The following is a 20,463-nucleotide window of genomic DNA, read 5'->3' as shown; positions in this document are numbered from 1 at the left end:
AACCAGTTTTGTCTGGTGACAATAGAGCTGTGGCCCCACCTGAATCCATCCCGAACTCAGAAGTGAAACGCAGCCTCGCCGATGGTAGTGTGGGGTTTCCCCATGTGAGAGTAGGTCATTGCCAGACACCAAATAAGCAAATCCCCTTAGCTTAGGCTAAGGGGATTTTTGCGTTTTAAACGAATTCATTTGGCTTCATATAACTAACCTGAGCTCTGCATAAGCAAACCTCTACAGCACAGCTACTTATGCGTATTTTTGCGTTAGAACAGCCAGAAATAGGCTGGCTATTACGAACTGTTCCGCCTTGAACTACACAAAATTAGCCGCACCGTAGATTGAATTTATATTTTATTTGTAAAAACAAAACAGTACTGATTTCTTTATACAGAGCTCAGGTTAACTAACCTTTCAAACCTCTCAGTTTTTACATAAACCACTTTTCATAATGAGTAAGATCATGGAATTTATGAGAACCATTGATCATAATATAAATTTTTAGGTCTCTGTCTATTTTGAAGCTTAGTTTTCATCATTAGGCATGTGCTGATAATGGAATGTATTTATGCGAGCACTGATCCTTGTAAATGTATTTTTTGCCTTAATTTTAGGGGCATTTTTAGTATTGCCTATCACTTCCAACTGGGCTTGGTTAGGGTTGATCACTGCTTGGTGTGTAGGTGAAGGTTTATTAGCAAGAGATAAAAATATTAAGTGGTGGCACTTTGCGTTGTTGTTTGGTGTATTGGGCGCATTAGAGGTAGCTTTGATTATCTATGCCAGTGCTTGGCAGCAATACTAAAAAAGCCGATGATAGCGCATCGGCTGTAATAGGTTATTAGAATGAATATCGAACGCCGACTATCCAAGTGCCATAGCGTTCACGGTTTTTACCACTCCGGCTGTAGCTATACCCAGTTTGTAAACCCCAGTTATCAGTGATTTCAAAATTACCTGTGGCTGAGAAATAATTTTCGTCATTTAAGCGATGATACATGAGATCTAATTCTCCCCATGTGCCTAACCCTGCTTTAAAACCTGCTTCACCATAGAATCGGAGTCTGCTTTCATCTGATTTGGTATCAATTGTAGGTGGATCCATTAACCGAGTTGAGGTTGTGAAGTCATCCTTTACATTGGCGATACCTATGGCGCCGAGTACATCAATGTTATCAGTGACGGGGGCGTACATGCCTACAAGTGCACCTAGGGTTGTTGAGTTGCCATCTACAGCATAGGATTGCATTCCATAATCTTTACTATCATCAATTTTTAAGCGGTCAGCGACTCCTTTGAGATATAGCCCTTCATAAGGAGAATATTGAACGGTGATCCCGAACCCTTTGGTGGACAAATCAGGCTTTTGATTTATGTTTTTGTTAGTGGCATTAAATTCGGTTTTCCCGAATAAACCAGTCACTTCCGCATAGTTATAATTAAATGTTTCAGCACTTGCCATTAATGATGTGAGGGAAACGCTCAAGCAAGTTGCAGCAAGTGAAATTTTGGACAATCTATTCATGCAACATAACCTCTGCTGTGTTGGGGGAAATTCAATAAGATTTATTGATAACGATCTCAGTCGGTTTAGTTAGTTTAAGCCTGATTGCTTAACTGATACTTACAACTGCTCATAATTTAAAGTGAAACTGTAGGGCTGAAGCATTGCGGTGTTTGAAATGTGCTATTTATGGGGTTTAATTTACAGGCTAAGTAACGAAAAATGCTTTATTATTAGCGACTCTATCTTTGACTATTCACTTAAGTTTGCCAGTTTCGTAAATGAGCTCAATTCGCTACAATCAAAGAAAATAACTTAGGAACACGTCCCACATGTCTGTCACTTTACATAACCCAGATTGGTCTTTGCAGGAAACGGTACCAGATTTATTGATCGCTAAATTATCTCACTTAGGCATTATCTCTGCTGAAGGCCAGCAAGCATCGAGCTTTCTTCACGGTCAAGTTACCGCAGATGTTGCTGGATTGTCTGAAAACAATTGGGTGTGGGGCGCACATTGCGATCCTAAAGGAAAAATGTTGGCAAGCTTTAGGTTGGTAAGGGCCTACGAACAGTTTTTAATGCTAATGCCTAAGAGCACCGTTGCCGCAGATTTACCACAGCTTCAGAAATATGCGGTATTCAGTCAAGTAACCTTAGACGATGCTAGCGATCAGTGGGTGATTTTTGGTGTGGCGGGAGCGAAAGCCGAGGCTTTTGTATCTGAGCGTTTTGGTGAAATAAGCTCAAAAGTCACAGTTGTTAATGATGGTTTTATCATTAAAGATAGTGAAAGATTCCTTATTTTAATGTCTACAGGCAAGGCTTCTGAGCTATTTGGTGATCAAAAGGTTTATGAGTCGAGCAGTTGGCAAGCACTTGAAATAGCGAATGGTTACCCTAATGTGTCAGCGAATCACAGAGGTGAATATATTCCTCAAATGTGCAATCTGCAAGCGGTAGGCGGGATCAGCTTTAACAAAGGCTGTTATATGGGGCAAGAAACCGTAGCGAGAATGAAATATCGTGGTGGATTGAAGCGAGCGCTGTTTATTCTTGAAGGGAATGTCTCAGGTAAGCTCAATAAAGATGCTATCTTAGAAATTGAATTAGAGTCTGGCTTTCGAAAAGCGGGTAACATCATTGAGTATGTGCAGCGTGATGATGAGGTACTGTTAACTGCTGTATTGGCAAATGATACTGATAGCTCGGCACATTTAAGAGTCGCTGGTGATTTGGACAGTCGTTTGCAAATCAAGTCGTTGCCGTATTCTTTAGAAGAAGACGAATAATCAAATAAGGTTGGCATTAACCTATAAAGTTAATGCCAACTGGCGGTTCCTATTTAAAAATCGCCACTTGTGCTTGCTGTCCTTGTTTACGAAAAGCTCGATACATGCCTTGGGTATTAAAAGACATGGCGACATTGCCTTTGGCATCGACCACAATAACACCTCCTGTTCCGCCCGCTTGTTTCATTTCTCCGAAAATGACTTCATCACTCGCCTTTTGAATATCTTTACCTTGATACTTCACCCGAGCGCAAATATCTGAAGCAACATTAAAACGAATAAAATACTCACCATGCCCAGTAGCAGAAACGGCGCACGAGTCATTATCTGCCCAAGTGCCTGCGCCAATGATTGGCGAATCACCAATGCGACCGTAACGCTTGGCTGTCATACCACCAGTGCTGGTTGCGGCTGCGATATTTCCTTGCTTATCTACGGCTACAGCGCCAACCGTCCCCATTTTGTAGCTATTGTCCCAGTTGACGTAATTGGCTTGATAGTCAGCCCCAGATTTTGATTTTGCTTTAATGTCGTGCAATTTCTGTTTCGCTTTGAGTAACGACTGATAGCGACGCTCGGTATCAAAGGTACTGTTAGCGACTAAAGGCATGCCTTGTTGTAAAGCAAACTCTTCTGCTCCTTCACCAGAGAGCATCACATGAACCGAATGTGTCATCACAAGTCTTGCTAAATTAATGGGGTTTTGGATGTGTTTGACTCCAGTTACCGCGCCAGCATTTAAGGTTTTACCATCCATGATTGAAGCATCGAGTTCGTGAGCGCCATCATAGGTATATACCGCGCCAATACCAGCATTAAACAATGGAGAGTCTTCAAGGACGTTAACCGCAGCACTGATGGCCTCAATACTGCTGCCGCCTTTTGCCAAAATGTTATAGCCCATGTCGGTGGCTTGTTTCAGTTTTGCTTCATATCGCAGCTTTTGTGCTGAAGTCATACTTTGAGGTGAAATCGTGCCTGCTCCGCCATGAATTGCAATGGCTATGGATGATTGAGCTAATACAGGCTGAGAAAGTAACGCGCTTGCGACCAGTGTTGCCGCTAAATATTTTAGTTTTGAAGTCATAGGGTTGGCGATGGTTAAAGTCATTTTACCCTATGCTATTTGATGATGGATAATTGTACAACCGCAACAGGTCTTGCCTCTATAATGAAAATTTAGTTTATGCTTTGTTCAAGCAAGCAGTCGTATCGGAGTTTTACAATATGAGCTTAACTCAAGAGCAGATCAGTCATTACTGCCATCAAGGGTACTTATGTCCACTTGAGGCTTTTTCTGAAGAGGAAGCAAAACAGCTCAGAGCCGAGCTTGAATCGATAGAGGCTTCTCAAGGCAAAGTGCTCGATAGAGGACAATGCAATAAGTCTTACCTACTGTTTAATTGGGCAGATAAAATCGTTCATCACCCACAGATTTTAGATCAAGTCGAGTCGTTAATCGGTTCTGATATCTTGTGTTACATGAGTAACTTATTCATTAAAGAGCCTCACAGTGACCGTTTTGTTTCGATGCATCAAGATGCGCAATATTGGGGCGTTGAAGCGGATGATGTGGTGACGGTTTGGCTGGCGTTAAGTCCGGCAACAGAGGCGTCAGGTGCCATGAAAATATTACCTGCCAGTCACCATACTCTGCTCGAGCAAGCAAACACTTATGCTAAGGGTAATTTATTGACTCGAGGACAGACGATTGCCGAGTCTGAACTTGAAGGTAAACCGCACGTATTTTTAGAGCTACAACCTGGACAAATGTCACTGCATCACTTTAAGTTAATTCATGGCTCTGCACCGAATACCACAGATGATCGTCGTATTGGACTTGCGATACGCTATGTGAATGCTAACGCCAAAAAAGTAGGGTTGCCAGAGTCCGCCATGCTAGTGAGAGGTGAGAATAAAGGTAACTTTTTGTTGGAAAAACGGATCAATGGGCTGTCTGACAAGCAAAAGCGCCGTCAACATGCAAGCGCTTTACGAAAACAGATCCGCAATATTTTTCAGCCAAGTTCTAACACTGGTTTTGGCGAACGATTGAGACTGCAAATCATGAAGCGTGTCGCCTTAACCATGAGTTATTGGTTAACTCTAAAAAGCTGGTAGATTTTTGTGAAGTTAATGACAGCGCTAAATGTTAAAATTTAACTACGTTTATTCGTTTTTGGCACTGTTTTCTTTTAGTAAATCGCTTATCTGCTCTGGTGTTAAAGCGCCTAAAGCGTACATTGCTTCAATATCGCCTTTACCACCATTTTCTAAAACGCGATATACTTTTCCAAAAGGGAAGCTTAGATGGTTTCTATCGTGTTTAATTGCATACTCACCGTTATATTTAACCCATTCTCCTCCGTAAGTATGAATAAAAGCTTCTCCTAAAAAACTACCTGCCATATTAATGTAGTAATCTCGCCTCTTTGATTCTCTTACGTGTTTACTGTTTAATAGTTCATCTAAGTACTTTATTGATTTAGTGTCATAGCCAAGAGGGAAGTCAGAAATTCCTGAGTATACAGAAATGAATATACCTGACATTTTTTTAAAATAAATTAACTCATCCTGATTGGCTGGAGTTGTTATTAATGAGGTTGTAATTGCTTTCTGCTTGGTTGCTTTATTATGCTCAGTGGATTTACAACCAAGAAGACATAAAGCAATAAAAGTTGTGGCGATTAAAATACGCACGTCGTTTCCTTACTTATCAAAACGGCGTATTTTAGAGTAAGGAGTATTCGGTTAAAAGGTCACTATTAAATATTCTGCTCTTTTTTCACTTTTAAAAACTCAATCCATTGCTGCATTTCTGGCGGCAATATGGGTTGTTCTTCGTCAAAGCCTACGGTAGTTAAGAGCTCGTCTAAAGGAACTTGCTTGCGCTTATGAATAAATACGCCTCGAACATGAGCGATGGCGTGTAATCCTCTCTTGGTCATAAAACGCTGTTCAAGGTAGAAGTACTTTTCATCCCACCCAACAATTTTTGACTCAATCCAAAAACGTTCTAGCGGTTTAATATCTCGAATGTAAGTAAATTCGGAAGCATTGACGATAGGCATCCATTTTAGTTTGATAAATTTTTTGAGTAGCCCCATTTCCGCCATCATGTAAGTTCTAGCCAGATCCATAAAGGCCGCATAACGAGAATTAGTCAGGTGAAAATTGACATCGCAATCGCTGGGAAGAGCACGAAATTTGATGGTACTTGTATCGAGAAAGCCAATGTTGTTACAGTGTTTTATTCGCCAAATAAACAGCCAAAAAAGTCGAAAATACAGGTTCATGGAGTTCCTAGTGTTGTTAAATGAAACTTAATTCCTTTTTAAATAAGAGCTTAGGCTAGCAGAGGTCGTACCAGACAGCAAGATAGCGATGATCAAAAAAAGGCGCTCATCTTGAGCGCCAAAGTGGGAATAGTTCTTTATTTCATGGATTGTTAAGCAGCAATACCACTGTGGCGTAGCAAGGCATCGATTTGTGGTTCACGACCTCTAAAGCGCTTGAATAGCTCCATTGGTTCTTCAGAGCCGCCCATTTCTAGAATGTTATGCATAAAGCTACGGCCAGTCGTTTCATTGAAAATACCTTCTTCTTCAAAACGAGAAAAGGCATCGGCTGACAGGACTTCTGCCCATTTGTAACTGTAATAGCCAGCGGCGTAACCCCCTGCAAAAATGTGGGCAAAGCTGTGCTGGAAGCGATTAAAATTGGGTGGGATCACCACCGACACTTGGCTTCTTATTGCATCAAGTACTTGCTGGATCTGTGCCCCTTGCTCAGGATTAAATTGCCAATGCAAAGTAAAGTCGAACAGTGAAAATTCAAGCTGACGCACCATCATCATGGCGGATTGGAAGTTCTTAGCCGCAAGCATATTGTCTAACATGGTCTTTGGTAATGACTCACCCGTTTCAAAGTGACCTGAGATATGCTCAAGGGCCTCTTGCTCCCAACACCAGTTTTCTAAGAATTGACTTGGTAACTCAACCGCGTCCCAAGGTACACCGTTAATGCCAGCGACATCAGCAACATCAATTTGAGTCAGCATATGATGAATACCATGACCAAATTCGTGGAATAAAGTCACCACTTCGTCATGGGTAAACAGTGCAGGCTTACCATCGACAGGAGCGTTGAAGTTACAGGTTAAATAGGCAATTGGGTTTTGTAGCCCTGTGGAGGTGGTACGGCGAACGCGGCAATCGTCCATCCATGCGCCGCCACGTTTACCACTGCGTGCGTATAGGTCTAAATAGAAGCTACCTCGGTACTCATCTTTATCATCTAAGATATTGAAAAAGCGTACGTCTTTGTGCCAAGTATCGATTCCTATTTGCTCGCTGATCTTAAGACCGAATAAACGATTTACGGTATAAAATAAGCCGCTGAGAACTTTGTCTTCTGGAAAATATGGGCGAAGCATTTCTTGAGATACTTGATATTTATGTTGTTGCAGTTTTTCACCATAAAAGCCGATATCCCAAGCCGCAAGTTCATCAACATTAAACTCGTCTTTGGCAAATTGTTTAAGCTCTGCCAGCTCCGCTTCCGCTTGTGGTTTTGAACGCTCAGCCAATTGGTTAAGAAAATCCATCACTTGCTCAGGCGTTTGTGCCATTTTCGTGGCGAGGGATTTATCGGCAAAACTGTCAAAACCGAGTAATTGAGAAATTTCATGACGTAAGCCGACGATCTCATCCATTAAAGATGAATTATCAAATTCACCCGCATTGGGGCCTTGATCTGAAGCGCGAGTTGAAAACGCGCGGTAACACTCTTCACGTAGCTCTCGATTTTCGCTGTAGGTCATTACGGGTAAATACGACGGAAAATCCAGAGTAAACAACCAACCTTGCTGTTCATTGGCTTCCGCCATGGCTTTGGCGGCGGCGCGTGCAGATTCTGGTAAACCAGCTAATTCCGCTTCATCTGTGATCAATTTGCTCCAAGCATGGGTGGCATCCAGAAGCTGGTTAGAAAATTGACTAGTAAGCTCAGATAGGCGCTTTTTGATCTCGCCATAACGCTGTTTAGCTTCATCTTTGAGTCCGATGCCTGACAGCTTAAAATCACGAATGGCATGTTCAATCACTGTTTTTTGGGCTTGTGACAGTGAAGCAAACTCATCAGAAGCTTGCAAAGCCAAATAAGCTTCATACAAGCCTTGGTGTTGACCAACAAAGGTGCCGTAGTCAGATAGTAAAGGCAGACAAGCGTCGTGGGCAGCGCGAAGCTCATCGGTGCTAACGACAGAATTCATGTGTGATACTGGAGACCAAGCTTGGCTCAGCTCATCATCCGCTTGCTCTAGCGGGGTAATCAAACTGTCCCATGTTGGCGTGCCTGAATGAGTGAGCACCTTTTCAATGGTGTCACGGCAATGCTGGATGGCTTGTTCAATATTTGACTGTATGTGCTCAGGTTGAATATTGGAAAATTGGGGTAAGGTATCACTAGGAATTGCCGTGCTCATATATGCCCTTAATAAAAATCATGATGATAGTTCTTAAGTATGGGTAGCTTGTTAAAAAATCAAGATGTGAAGCTGAACAAGAGCTGAATCACAATTTTGAAATCGCATTCTTACAAAAAATTTCGACTGCATTATAGTAGCTGCAATTGGTTTTTAGTTGGAAATAATGAATAAAAATGCAATTTGGGTCGTGGTTATTGCTGATTGGGACGTTGGCTGTACAACAAACAGGATTTGCACAAGATACATCGTTTTACGTTGAAGGGCGGCTGGACAGCCAATATGTGTCAAAAGGGCGATTACTGCTCAAAGATGGCGGCGTTGCATGGGCTGAAATGGGTGCTAAACAAGGCGCGTTAAGCGGATATGTGGCATTGGGTCGCGGCACTGACGAAGGCTTTACTGAGCTGGATTTAGGCATTGATTATTTATTTAAGCCGACGAAAGATTTTACTGTGAAACTTGGCTATGACTGGGCAGGAGCAAATGGTGAGAATAACTTGCGTTATCGCGGCCACGAGTTTGATGTGGTTGTGGCTTATAAAGGCTTAGAGTGGCTGACGCCATCGTGGCGCACCATTTATGAAACCAAGTCAGATGGCTATTTCACCTTAGTCGACCTAAAAGGCAATATTGAACTGACACCGAAACTTAAGTTACACCCTTATTTTCAAGAAGGCTGGGATTTTGGCTATAGCACAAAAAAACACGACGGACAGAATCATCGTGAATTAGGCGTGAAGGCGAACTATCAGCTGACTTCGCAATTAGAGCTCAGCACTTATGTGGCGCATACTTGGGCTTTAGGCGATGTAAAACTTAAATACGAAGGTGACGGTCGCAGCCATGATGAAACCTTTGGTGGCATAACTCTGCATTATAAGTGGAAGTAATTTTTCGTTAATTCGGTCTATTCGATATTCTTAGGTTAGCTATTGTTATTTCAATAGATCAGACATATGGTATCAGCCATTAGACCGAATTACGGAGAGTTTTATGACCCAGCATTTTGATTATATCTGTTTAGGCGCTGGTAGTGGCGGCATAGCCTCTGCCAATCGTGCTGCCATGCGTGGTGCAAAAGTACTTTTGATTGAAGCGCAGCATGTCGGTGGCACTTGTGTCAATGTGGGTTGTGTACCAAAAAAAGTGATGTGGTATGGGGCGCAGGTGGCTGAAGCGATTCATCTGTATGCTAAAGACTATGGCTTTGATGTCAGTGTCGATAATTTTGATTGGAATACTTTAGTTGCAAGCCGTGAAGCCTATATTAAGCGCATTCATGGCGCTTATGATCGTGGTCTTGAATCTAATGGCGTGACCTTGGTTCGCGGTTATGGTCGCTTTGTCGATAGCAACACCATTGAGGTCAATGGCGAGCAATACACGGCAGACCATATTCTGATTGCCACTGGCGGCGCACCGATAATCCCGAATATCCCAGGTGCTGAACACGGTATTGATTCAAACGGCTTTTTTGCATTGCGTGAACAGCCAAAGCGCGTAGCGGTTGTTGGTGCAGGTTATATTGCGGTTGAATTAGCAGGCGTAATGCAAGGGCTGGGTAGTGATACTCATCTGTTTGTTCGTAAACATGCACCCTTACGTAACTTTGACCCTATGCTGTCAGAAGCGTTAGTGGATGCCATGGATGAAAGTGGTCTGCAGCTACACACCAACAGTACACCTGAATCGGTCATCAAAAATAACGATGGTAGCTTAACCCTTAAACTTGCCAATGGCGAAAGCTATGATGTGGATTGCCTAGTGTGGGCGATTGGGCGTCGTCCGTCTACTGATACCATTGGACTTGAGCATACTCAAGTACAGCACGATGAGCGTGGCTACATCATTACCGACGAGCAGCAAAATACCACTCAGCAAGGCATTTATTGTGTGGGTGATATTATGCAAGGCGGGGTTGAGCTAACTCCGGTTGCGGTAAAAGCAGGACGTTTATTGTCAGAGCGTTTATTTAACGGCATGCATGATGCAAAAATGGATTATACCCATGTTCCTACAGTGGTATTCAGTCACCCACCAATTGGTACTATGGGGTTAACTGAGCCTGATGCCATTGCTGAGTATGGCGCTGAAAACATCAAGGTTTATACCTCAGGTTTCACGTCTATGTACACAGCAGTAACCTCTCACCGTCAAGCGTGCAAAATGAAATTAATTTGTGCAGGTGAGGATGAAAAAGTTGTCGGTATTCATGGTATTGGTTTCGGCATGGATGAAATCCTGCAAGGCTTCGGTGTGGCGATGAAAATGGGCGCCACCAAGGCAGATTTTGATGCGGTTGTGGCGATTCACCCTACAGGGGCTGAGGAATTCGTTACTATGACGGGTTAGTGTTAAATTTGTATTAAAATTGATCACACAAGCTGATACTCGTTTATCAGCTTGTGGGTGAACTTAATGAATCCAGCAATATTTATTCTTTTTTACCACCACTGCGCTCCTTTTAACCAATCTTTCACTCGTTCATACATAGATGGTTGTGTTTCATTGCATTCTTCTTTTTTATCTTTATCTTTGGGTGAGATAATTGGAGTTGTGTGATTGAGTTTTAGAGGCGATATGATTTTTTTTGGTAAAGTACAAACATTACCTTGGCAAACTCCAACTGACGCGGAGTTAGAGCTGATTGCAGTGTTTGATGCCGGACTGATTTTTAATGATGGATTATTAGGGTAATATGTCCTTGCTTGAGGGTTAGATGTGGCTTGCTCAACGTATGATTCACTGCTGTTACTCATTGTATGATTATTGTATTGATCAGTCGTCAAGTTTTCTGGGGATTGGGCGAGATAATTCGTAAGGTACTGTGTAGAAAAATATCCACCTAATAAGGCTGTTGAGAACTTAATCAGTCGGCCAGGAGTAGAATATTCGAGTTTGTATTCTTTTAATCTCGTTAGGTTACTAAGTAATTCAGAACTAACGACTCCTCCAATGATGCCGGCACCAGCGGTGAGTGTTCCTGTTAATACATCATCGACACCCGTATTACCAATAACTAGAGCATCGCCAACGACACCGAGAACGTTAAAGAGCATTTTTACATCTGATCGTTGCTGATTTTCCTTACTGAAAAATAATGCTTGAGCGTTAACCATTCCTTTGTGAACAATGTAGGAAATAGGGGCTTGCTTTCCGTAGCGGAGAAATAACATACTGCACATCATCGAAGTGCCGCCAGTTGCAAAACCTATAGCACCAGTAACCCCAAATCCTAAACAGGTTTCAAGATCGGGTGTATTTGCATAAGCATACTGCAGCCATGATTGTGTCTGCTGATCCGAAATGACTGTCATTTAATACTCAAATTTAATAAGGGGAGTACAAAATATCAACAGTCATACTGTGTCACAAATTAATACGTCTGTAATTTATGCAAGGTTAAGATTAGATTCAGGAACAAATGGTTGGAATGAAACTACTTTCACTTAATTCCATTTTTCCATCAAAGCCTCAACATCTGCCACTAACTCCTTATTTTTAATATGAGGAATTTTGCCAATTTCTGCTTTGGGTTTGATGATGGCAATACGCTGTCCTTGAGGTGAGATAAGAGTCATAGAAGCACTGTGATCCACTAAATAATCCTCTCCTTCGCCGTTTATTGTGTACGCCATACCAAGGTTACGAGTCAAAGGCACTAACTGAGTATGTTCTCCAGTAACAGCTACAAATTCAGGATTAAAAAAATCCATATAATCTTTGAGCTTGGTGACCGTATCTCGCTGAGGATCTACAGATAAGAACATGATTTGAAATGGGGCATGTTTTTTGAGTTTTGGATAGGCGGCTGAGAGTTTCCCCATGGTAGTAGGGCAAATATCTGGGCATGAGGTGAAGCCTACAAATACCAATGTCCATTTACCTTGTAGCGACTGATTGGTAAAAGCTTTACCGTGTTGATCTGTTAGTGCAAAAGGAATAACAGGTTGAGGCGTCGGAAACTCAAAGCTGGTGGCAAGTGTCAGTGGTGCTTTAGGCTGTTGAAGTTGCCAAGCTGTGATAGCGCCTAAACTTGCGATAAGCATGGCAATGGCGATAACAATAGGCTTTTTCATGGGCTTACCACCATGCCACAACATAGTGATCTGCTAATAACAGCAAAAACAACACCATCAAGTGATAGATGGAAAACTTAAACACATTCATCGCAAGCCCCGGTTTGTCATGATATTTAAGTTGCCAAGCTTTATAGACAAACATGCCACTAAGCAGAGTTGAGCCAATTAAGTAAATGACACCACTCATACCCACAATCACGGGCAGTAAACAGGCTAAGCCGAGTAATACGGTATAAAGTAAAATACAGGTTTTAGTAAATTCACTACCATGGGTTACGGGTAGCATGGGAATATCTACCTTGGCATACTCTTTTTGGCGGTGAATGGCCAGCGCCCAAAAGTGCGGTGGTGTCCAAGTGAAAATGATGATCACCAACAACATGGCATAACCGTGAAATTCATTAGTCACAGCTGTCCAACCTAGTAGTGGTGGCATAGCACCAGCCAATCCACCAATCACAATGTTTTGTGATGTTGCACGTTTCAGGTAAGCGGTATACACCAAGGCATAACCAATCAAGCTTGCAAAAGTGAGCCAAGCGGTTAACGGGTTAACTAATACATATAAAAGAGCAAAACCTAAAGCGCCTATAGCGCCGGCAAAAATCAATGCGTTGGCTACTGATACTCGCCCTTTTGGCAGCGGGCGGTTGTATGTGCGAGCCATAATAGCATCAATACGGCGGTCGATAAGATGATTTAAGCTGGCAGCCGACCCAGCCATCAATCCAATGCCAACCATTCCAGCGAGCATTTCTTGTATTGGCAAAGCCCCCGGCAAGGCTAGACACATGCCCACTAATACCGTAAGTAACATTAAAGCCACCACTTTGGGTTTGGTCATTTCCAAATAATCGCGCCAATGGCTCAAGAGATGATTATTGGAGGTTAAAGTTGCTGATTTATTCATAGTGAACTCCTGTGATCTTCTTGAGCAGTTTGGTAAATCCCGAAAGTGATAGTGACAACGGACAGCAGTAATAAAGCAGCAACGCCGTTATGGGCAGTTGCAACAGACAGAGGCAGATGGAATACGATGTTGCTGATCCCTAAGCTGACTTGTACTACCAATAACCCCAACATAATGATGGCTGAGGTGCGTAAAAATCCTTGGTGTTGAAACAATAGCTTAAGCCCTAACCAGATAATGAAGATACTGGTGACAATAGCCCAAACTCGGTGGCTAACATGAATCGTCATGCGGGTAGCCCAATCTAAAACACCGTATTCAAAGCTGATGTGGTCTCCTTGAAATGGAGAAAACGCTTTAGCCCAATTAAGCTGACTTTGCCAATCACCTTCACAAAATGGCAATGTCGTACAAGCCAATGCTGCATAGTTAGAGGACGTCCAGCCACCAAGCATAATTTGAATAATGAGTGTGCCTAATGCCAACCAAGCTAATAGTTTGATAGAAGGTGATAAAGACATCGTATGGCTAAGTTGCAAGGGAGTGAGACGCCAATAGAGTAGCAGTAATAATGAAATCAAACTGAAACCACCCAGCAGATGCCCCATAACCACTATTGGCATCAACTTCATGGTAACCGTCCACATGCCCAATAATGCTTGAAAAATCACTAAAGCAGCAATGGCCGCCGATAGCTTTTTAGGTGCAGAGGGTTGTCGCCAACATAAGATTAAAATCGCTAAAATCATCAGCCCAAGTATGCCCGCCAAATAGCGGTGGATCATTTCTAGCCATGCTTTGTGGCTTTCTACGGTCAGCTCAGGGTAGAGCTGTTTGGCTTTATCCAGTTCGTGGGTTTCAGAGGGAACGGCAAGGTGACCATAGCAACCGGGCCAGTCAGGGCAGCCTAATCCAGCATCGGAAAGTCGGGTAAACGCACCCATTAAAATCACAATAAAGGCAAATACGATAGAGCATTGAACCAGTCTTTTTAATGTCATTAGCCAACCCTCGATAATTTCAGCAGTTTGCGTAAATCGTTGAGCATGGCTTTACTTTGCATGACTTGATCATGAGGATCTGTTTTTAGTTCGTATCGAGTGACCCACTTACCAAGAGGATCAACCGTAATAATTTGTTGTCGAGATAAATAGTTGGGTAAATCTGAGGTGGCTTTGATGGTCACAAAATTGAACTGTTTAAGCAGTGATTCATCACTGCCACTGGATAATATAACCACAGGTTGAACTCGGTCTTGCTCTTTACCCAATGCTATGAAACTGCGCTGTAATAAATGTAATTGTTGCTGGCAAGCTTGCTGACAGTCAGCAGGCATCTGATACAACATTTGCCATTTCCCGGGGTTAGGATTATCCATATTAAGGCTTTGATAGCTGAGCGAACTTGGCAGTAACTCGCCTTTATTAGTGCTGCCGCCTTTATAAAGGTCGAGGCTTAAAAATAGCTGCGCTGCTATTATGGGTAGAGCAAACACTGCAGCCAGCAGTAATAGTTGTTTTCGGCTTGATTGGTTGGTGGAGGTCATCCTTGCTCCTTATTTTTTAGTTGTGATTGGGCAGAAAAACGGCGAGCGTTAAACCAACGATAAATAATGATTAAAGCCAATACGCCAGCCATAGAAAACCATTGTACGGCGTAACCCAAATGCTTTTGTGACGATAGCGGGATAGGCTGCCAAGGCTTGGCTAGCGGTTGTTGTTGGGCATCAAAGCTATGACTACTTGGCTGTAGCGCCACTTTCGCTAATGATATATTTAAATATTGTGCTAACTCAGATATGTGTAATGTTTGTATTCGAAGTGCCGTCGTTGATTCTGGTAGTAAACGGTCACTAAATGGATTGGCTTGCTTAAAATAAAGGCGACCCGTTAGCGTTTGAGTTCCGCTGAAAGGAGTGACTTTCGGTAAAGCACTGCGATCTAACGGCGCAGGTGTGAAGCCTAATTCCACTAATAATTGATGGCTGCCCCCCTTAACGTTCATGACTTGATAAATCAAATACCCCACTTTGCCTTCAAACACTTGGTTATCTAAATAGATCAAAGGTTGAGATGTGGGGGTAACCGTCGCAGTTAGGTTTGCGCCGATTAAAGTCATAGGATCTGGTTGAGACAACACCTCGTCAAAATTAAGAGGAGCTTGATGTTGACGTTGCTCTAATGAATTTTCATAGACAGCTTTGGCATTTGCGCGTTGTAATTGCCAAAAACCTAACTTGATTAATAAGATAAATAGCGCCAAAGTAAAAAGATAACCCAGCAGTTTGCGACTAAACCCCAACCAATGAGGCCAGCCCGTGACTACAACGTTATTGTTTAAAATCGTATTAGTATGCTTACTACTTTTCATTATTTTTAACCTTGGTCGCGCAATGATCATCATGGTTAAAAGTGATGATTCAGTTCCCATGAGTCGCTATCTAGGACGTCGAGTTTTAGTTTCGGTGCTGGTGGTTATCGCGTTAGTGGTGGCAATAGGGCTAGGTTGGATACACCCCAACCCTACGCCACATTAGTGGTGTGTTAGAGTACGTAAACGAACACAAATAAACACAACCACACCACATCAACAAAGTGCCAATACCAACTACCTGCCTGAAAAGCGAAATGCTTATCAGGGCTAAAGTGGCCTTTAAGGATGCGGATAAACAGAGTGATTAAGAAAATGGTGCCTATGGTGACATGCAAACCATGGAACCCAGTGAGCATGAAGAATGTATTACCATACACGCCAGATTCTAGGGTAAGGCCAAGCTCAGTATAAGCATGAATATACTCATGGGCTTGCAGGTACAAGAAGCAAAGACCTAGTACAATCGTTGCCGCTAGCCATGCCTTTAATGCACTACGCTTGCCTTTTTCTAATGCTACATGCGCAAAATGCAAGGTGACCGAAGAAACCAATAAAATGATGGTGTTGTATAGTGGCAAACCGTGCCATGGCATTGCTTGGGTAGTGTCACCTTTCGGGGTTTTAACTAACGGCCACTCAGCAACAAAGTTTGGCCATAAAAATTCATGGGTAGAGGTGTAATGGAATTCACCGCCAAGCCAAGGCACTGAAAACATTCGGATAAAAAATAGCGCACCGAAAAAGGCACCAAAAAACATCACTTCTGAGAAAATAAACCAGCTCATGCCTTGTCGAAATGAACGATCCATTTGCGACGAGTATAGGCCCGTCATCGACTCATTTATCACGGTTCTAAACCAACCTGTGATCATATAGAGAATGGTAGCAATACCTGCTAATAACACGTAAATTCCCCAGCCACCATGGCCGTAGGTATCAATTTGCGCTACATAATGACCAGCGCCAAAGGCGATTAGAAATAAACCGATAGCACCGACAATCGGCCACCCGCTTTGTGCGGGGACGTAATAATGTTCATGGGTACTCATGGAGTAACTCCTTGTGCTTGTGGACCCGTTAACGCTTCACCTAGCGTTTTCTCTGTAATGTCATACAAAGTATAGGAAAGAGTTAAGGTGTGTATGTCCTTAGGTAGTTGTGGATCAACAAAAAAGACTAAAGGAAAGTCCGCAGGGCTTTGGCCGTCTACCGGTTGTTGCTGAAAACAGAAACATTCGGTTTTATGGAAGTATTTAGCCCCTAAACCGGGAGAAATAGAGGGGATAGCCTGTGCAATCATGCGCTTTGAGGCATTATTTTTTGCCACAAATGCCGTTTTGACCAGCTCACCGGGGTGAACTTCTAGCACATTGGTTGTAGGGCCAAAATCCCACTTCATACCGGGTTGAATGTGCGCCATAAACTCAATTCTTATGGTGCGGCTCTTATTAATCACTTGTTGATCATAAGCTTGTGCCGTAGTGGCTGTTTTGCCATTGATCCCAAGGGTATCGCACATAATGTCGTATAGAGGAACCAAGGCAAAACCAAACCCAAACATTCCAAGACAACCTAACACCAAGTAGGTGATCAGCTTTTTATTGGATTGGGTTGAGGCCGTCATATCACTTCACCTCTGGTGGTGTCGTGAATGAGTGATACGGCGCAGGGCTTGGGATTTCCCATTCTAGTCCTTCAGCGCCATCCCACGGTTTAGCTGGTGCTTTTTCACCGCCACGACAGCATTTAATGACCAGTGCTAAGAACAGCAATTGAGACAATCCAAAGGCAAAACCACCGATGGAGACTATCTCATTCACGTTGGCAAATTGAATGTTGTAATCAGGAATACGGCGTGGCATCCCAGCTAAGCCTAAGAAATGCATTGGGAAAAAAAGCACGTTCACCGAAATCACTGAACACCAGAAATGCCATTTTGCTAGGGTCATGGAATACATGTGTCCTGTCCACTTAGGCAGCCAATAATAGGCGGCGGCCATAATGGAGAAGATGGCTCCGGTCACTAGAACATAATGGAAATGTGCTACCACAAAGTAAGTATCATGGTATTGGAAATCAGCGGGCGTCATCGCCAGCATTAAGCCTGAAAAACCACCTATGGTAAACAGCACCACAAAGGCTACGGCAAATAACATTGGCGGTTCAAACGAAAGTGAGCCTTTCCACATCGTTGCTACCCAGTTAAAGACTTTCACTCCTGTCGGTACCGCAATTAACATTGTGCAGTACATGAAGAACAGTAGCGCGACCTTAGGCATCCCTGTGGTGAACATGTGATGTGCCCAAACAACAAAGGATAGAATGGCGATACTGGCAACGGCGTACACCATTGACGAGTAGCCAAATAGCTTTTTACGGCTAAAGGCAGGGATAATGGCCGAAACAATACCAAAAGCAGGTAGGATCATGATGTACACTTCGGGGTGACCAAAGAACCAGAAAATATGCTGGAACATTACAGGGTCGCCACCACCTGCGGCATCAAAAAAGCTGGTACCAAAGAACTTATCTGTCAGTACCATGGTCACTGCGCCAGCGAGTACAGGCATTACAGCGATCAATAGGAATGCCGTGACTAACCAAGTCCATACGAATAATGGCATCTTCATCCACGTCATGCCCGGCGCACGTAAATTGAAAATAGTGACAATTACGTTGATGGCGCCCATGATGGAGCTGATCCCCATAATATGGATGGCAAACACAAATAATGCGGTACTGTCACCACTGTATTTGGTCGAAAGTGGAGCATAAAAAGTCCAACCAAAGTCTGGACCACCACCTTCCATAAATAGTGAGCTAAGTAAAATCAAAAACGCGAAAGGTAAGATCCAAAAGCTCCAGTTATTCATACGAGGCAGAGCCATATCGGGTGCGCCAATCATCATGGGTACTAACCAGTTCGCCAGTCCAGTAAATGCTGGCATAACGGCACCAAAAACCATGATCAGACCATGAACCGTGGTCATCTGATTAAAGAAATGAGGTTCAACTAATTGTAAGCCTGGTTCGAATAGCTCGGCGCGGATCACCATCGCCATTGCACCGCCGATAAAGAACATGGTTAAACTGAACCACAGATAAAGCGTACCGATATCTTTATGGTTAGTGGTCAATATCCAGCGCATGATACCTTTTGGTGGCTGTTCATGATGACCGTGATCATCGTGATTCGTCTCAACCGTTTCTTCATGGATGGTTTCGACGGTTTCATTTGTTTGAGGGTTTGCTGTAGTCATTGTTATCCCTTACTTTTCAACTTTATCGACGTCAGCAGCTTGCACCGCATCACCCACGTTATTGCCCCATGCATTGCGCTCGTATGTGACTACTGCTGCAATTTCTTCAGCCGTTAACTGTTTACCAAAAGCAGGCATTGCACTACCCGGCCAACCAAACTTAACGATATGAATGTGTTTTTCAGCTGGGCCAAGCACAATTTCTGCACCTTTCAATGCTGGGAATACCCCTGGTATACCTAAGCCTGTAGGTTGGTGACATGCGGCGCAGTGGGCGAGAAACACTTTTTCGCCTTTTTGGTAGAGTTCGTCTTTAGTGAGGGTTTTAGATAGGGCTGCCTTAGCTTTGGCTGCGGCATCAAGTTGGGCTTGTTTTTGAGAGGCAAGCCAAGTATCAAATTCAGGACCTTCAACGGCTTTCACCACAATAGGCATAAAACCATGATCCTTACCACACAGTTCGGTACATTGACCGCGATAAGTACCGGGCTTGTCGATTCTGGCCCACGCCTCGTTGATAAAGCCGGGGATGGCATCTTTTTTAACGGCAAATGCAGGCATCCACCATGAATGGATCACATCATCTGAGGTCATTAGGAAGCGGATTTTACGGTCGGTGGGTAGAACTAATGGTTTATCGACTTCCAGCAAGTAGTGTTCTTGCTTGGCTTGTTTGTTTTCGATTTGATCTCTTGGTGTAGCAAGGACACTGTAAAATCCCACACCTTTATCGAAATAATCGTAATGCCATTTCCATTGAGAGCCTGTGATCTTAATGGTGAGATCGGAATTACTGGGATCTTCCATCGCCAATAAGGTTTTGGTTGCAGGAATGGCCATGGCAATCAAAATTACAAATGGAATGAGGGTCCATAAGATTTCGACTTTGGTGCTTTCATGGAAATTGGCTGCAACAGCGCCTTTAGATTTGCGATGTTTGACTATGGCGTAGAGCATCACGCCAAATACAATCACCCCAATCACACAGCAAATGTAAAAAATAGTCATGTGCAGGTGATAAACCTCTTGGCTTATTCCTGTCACCCCCTGAGTCATGTTTAGGCGCATCGATTCGGCCCAAACAGGCGGCACCATTAGTGCGGCCAATAAACAATACAACACTCGCTTCACTTGACGTCTCCTTTGTTAAACAAAGAAGAGTTACACAGTATCCCTTAGCCCTATGCGAACTCTCCGGTTCCCAAAAGCTTGTTGATATCTAAGAGCGTAGTGGTTTATATCTTTTAATAACTCCGAGGTGAGACTGTGCGGCATGTCTATTACGGTACGACAATGGTGTTATTATTTCATACTGCTTTGGTGTTTCCACTTTTGCGCTTAACAGCGAATCAAATAGTACGACAGCTTTTTACTGGGACATTTCAACCTAAAACAGTTTATCGAGCGAACTGCCTTACTATAAGAAAAGCACTCATATCGAATTTTGCTAGGTTTTTATGTCTTTCTTTTAATTAAAAATATCAGTAAATGATAATAAATTGTTAATTTATTATTCAGATTACCATACTTGGTGCTTACCGATTGATCAAGTTAAGG

General features: G+C 43.0%; 20 protein-coding genes, 1 rRNA gene and 1 pseudogene. 7 read left to right on the top strand and 15 right to left on the bottom strand.

Annotation, left to right across the window (positions count from 1 at the left end):
• Positions 1 to 11: 11 nt before the first annotated feature.
• Both rrf and D5018_RS13435 read left to right on the top strand, forming a co-directional pair.
• Positions 12 to 127: ribosomal RNA gene (gene rrf / locus D5018_RS13440) — 5S ribosomal RNA — on the top strand.
• Positions 128 to 565: 438 nt separating this feature from the next.
• The gene (locus D5018_RS13435) at positions 566 to 802 is read left to right on the top strand and encodes a hypothetical protein (protein WP_121839512.1); all 237 of its coding nucleotides are present in this window, start codon (positions 566 to 568) and stop codon (positions 800 to 802) included.
• A gap of 36 nt (positions 803 to 838) precedes the next feature.
• Here the strand turns inward: D5018_RS13435 and D5018_RS13430 are convergent, their stop codons facing one another.
• A complete protein-coding gene (locus D5018_RS13430; protein ID WP_121839511.1) occupies positions 839 to 1,522 on the bottom strand; it encodes an outer membrane beta-barrel protein in 684 nt (227 codons plus the stop codon).
• Positions 1,523 to 1,833: 311 nt separating this feature from the next.
• Here D5018_RS13430 and ygfZ point away from each other — a divergent pair, with 311 nt between their 5' ends.
• Complete coding sequence (gene ygfZ, locus D5018_RS13425) at positions 1,834 to 2,793, top strand: tRNA-modifying protein YgfZ (RefSeq protein ID WP_121839510.1); 960 nt, start codon at positions 1,834 to 1,836, stop codon at positions 2,791 to 2,793.
• Positions 2,794 to 2,842: 49 nt separating this feature from the next.
• On the opposite strand, the gene D5018_RS13420 is transcribed toward ygfZ, so the two are convergent.
• Complete coding sequence (locus D5018_RS13420) at positions 2,843 to 3,880, bottom strand: isoaspartyl peptidase/L-asparaginase family protein (RefSeq protein ID WP_121839516.1); 1,038 nt, start codon at positions 3,878 to 3,880, stop codon at positions 2,843 to 2,845.
• Positions 3,881 to 4,020: 140 nt separating this feature from the next.
• On the opposite strand from D5018_RS13420, the gene D5018_RS13415 reads away from it, so the two are divergent.
• Positions 4,021 to 4,914 (top strand): phytanoyl-CoA dioxygenase family protein, encoded by an 894-nt coding sequence (locus D5018_RS13415; RefSeq protein WP_121839509.1) that lies wholly within the window; start codon positions 4,021 to 4,023, stop codon positions 4,912 to 4,914.
• Between the two features lie 48 nt (positions 4,915 to 4,962).
• On the opposite strand, the gene D5018_RS13410 is transcribed toward D5018_RS13415, so the two are convergent.
• The 3 genes from D5018_RS13410 to prlC form a co-directional block, all read right to left on the bottom strand.
• Positions 4,963 to 5,493 (bottom strand): hypothetical protein, encoded by a 531-nt coding sequence (locus D5018_RS13410; RefSeq protein ID WP_121839508.1) that lies wholly within the window; start codon positions 5,491 to 5,493, stop codon positions 4,963 to 4,965.
• Positions 5,494 to 5,558: 65 nt separating this feature from the next.
• On the bottom strand, positions 5,559 to 6,089 hold the full coding sequence (locus tag D5018_RS13405; RefSeq protein WP_121839507.1) for a thioesterase family protein: 531 nt from the start codon (positions 6,087 to 6,089) through the stop codon (positions 5,559 to 5,561).
• A 152-nt stretch (positions 6,090 to 6,241) separates the two neighbouring features.
• Positions 6,242 to 8,278 carry an oligopeptidase A gene (gene prlC / locus D5018_RS13400; protein WP_121839506.1) on the bottom strand — a complete coding sequence of 679 codons (2,037 nt, stop codon included), beginning with the start codon at positions 8,276 to 8,278 and terminating at the stop codon, positions 6,242 to 6,244.
• A gap of 176 nt (positions 8,279 to 8,454) precedes the next feature.
• On the opposite strand from prlC, the gene D5018_RS13395 reads away from it, so the two are divergent.
• Positions 8,455 to 9,171: a hypothetical protein gene (locus D5018_RS13395; protein WP_121839505.1), complete on the top strand. Its 717-nt coding sequence runs from the start codon at positions 8,455 to 8,457 to the stop codon at positions 9,169 to 9,171.
• 103 nt (positions 9,172 to 9,274) lie between these two features.
• Complete coding sequence (gene gorA / locus D5018_RS13390) at positions 9,275 to 10,633, top strand: glutathione-disulfide reductase (protein WP_121839504.1); 1,359 nt, start codon at positions 9,275 to 9,277, stop codon at positions 10,631 to 10,633.
• A gap of 92 nt (positions 10,634 to 10,725) precedes the next feature.
• On the opposite strand, the gene D5018_RS13385 is transcribed toward gorA, so the two are convergent.
• The 6 genes from D5018_RS13385 to D5018_RS13360 form a co-directional block, all read right to left on the bottom strand.
• Entirely contained in the window at positions 10,726 to 11,598 is an 873-nt protein-coding gene (locus tag D5018_RS13385; RefSeq protein ID WP_121839503.1) for a hypothetical protein, read from the bottom strand.
• Between the two features lie 132 nt (positions 11,599 to 11,730).
• The gene (locus D5018_RS13380) at positions 11,731 to 12,360 is read right to left on the bottom strand and encodes an SCO family protein (RefSeq protein WP_121839515.1); all 630 of its coding nucleotides are present in this window, start codon (positions 12,358 to 12,360) and stop codon (positions 11,731 to 11,733) included.
• Positions 12,361 to 12,364: 4 nt separating this feature from the next.
• On the bottom strand, positions 12,365 to 13,273 hold the full coding sequence (gene cyoE, locus D5018_RS13375; RefSeq protein WP_121839502.1) for a heme o synthase: 909 nt from the start codon (positions 13,271 to 13,273) through the stop codon (positions 12,365 to 12,367).
• Positions 13,270 to 14,274: a COX15/CtaA family protein gene (locus D5018_RS13370; RefSeq protein ID WP_121839501.1), complete on the bottom strand. Its 1,005-nt coding sequence runs from the start codon at positions 14,272 to 14,274 to the stop codon at positions 13,270 to 13,272. The genes cyoE and D5018_RS13370 overlap by 4 nt, the downstream gene beginning before the upstream one ends.
• Complete coding sequence (locus D5018_RS13365; RefSeq protein WP_121839500.1) at positions 14,274 to 14,819, bottom strand: hypothetical protein; 546 nt, start codon at positions 14,817 to 14,819, stop codon at positions 14,274 to 14,276. Before D5018_RS13365 ends, D5018_RS13370 begins: the two co-directional genes overlap by 1 nt.
• Positions 14,816 to 15,643 carry an SURF1 family protein gene (locus tag D5018_RS13360; protein ID WP_243637437.1) on the bottom strand — a complete coding sequence of 276 codons (828 nt, stop codon included), beginning with the start codon at positions 15,641 to 15,643 and terminating at the stop codon, positions 14,816 to 14,818. The genes D5018_RS13365 and D5018_RS13360 overlap by 4 nt, the downstream gene beginning before the upstream one ends.
• Here D5018_RS13360 and D5018_RS13355 point away from each other — a divergent pair.
• Positions 15,591 to 15,809: a DUF2909 domain-containing protein gene (locus tag D5018_RS13355; RefSeq protein WP_121839499.1), complete on the top strand. Its 219-nt coding sequence runs from the start codon at positions 15,591 to 15,593 to the stop codon at positions 15,807 to 15,809. The genes D5018_RS13360 and D5018_RS13355 overlap by 53 nt on opposite strands.
• Positions 15,810 to 15,816: 7 nt before the next feature.
• Here the strand turns inward: D5018_RS13355 and D5018_RS13350 are convergent, their stop codons facing one another.
• The 4 genes and pseudogenes from D5018_RS13350 to coxB all read right to left on the bottom strand — a co-directional run.
• A complete protein-coding gene (locus D5018_RS13350) occupies positions 15,817 to 16,695 on the bottom strand; it encodes a cytochrome c oxidase subunit 3 (protein ID WP_121839498.1) in 879 nt (292 codons plus the stop codon).
• A complete protein-coding gene (locus D5018_RS13345; protein ID WP_121839497.1) occupies positions 16,692 to 17,270 on the bottom strand; it encodes a cytochrome c oxidase assembly protein in 579 nt (192 codons plus the stop codon). Before D5018_RS13345 ends, D5018_RS13350 begins: the two co-directional genes overlap by 4 nt.
• A 1-nt stretch (position 17,271) precedes the next feature.
• Complete coding sequence (gene ctaD, locus D5018_RS13340) at positions 17,272 to 18,906, bottom strand: cytochrome c oxidase subunit I (RefSeq protein ID WP_121839496.1); 1,635 nt, start codon at positions 18,904 to 18,906, stop codon at positions 17,272 to 17,274.
• Positions 18,907 to 18,930: 24 nt separating this feature from the next.
• Positions 18,931 to 20,037: pseudogene (coxB, locus tag D5018_RS13335) on the bottom strand (cytochrome c oxidase subunit II); the annotation flags it as partial.
• Positions 20,038 to 20,463 lie beyond the last annotated feature (426 nt).

Source organism: Parashewanella curva (assembly GCF_003675895.1).
GTDB classification, from domain to species: Bacteria; Pseudomonadota; Gammaproteobacteria; order Enterobacterales; family Shewanellaceae; genus Parashewanella; species Parashewanella curva.
This window is presented reverse-complemented; position numbering and strand designations above follow the sequence as displayed.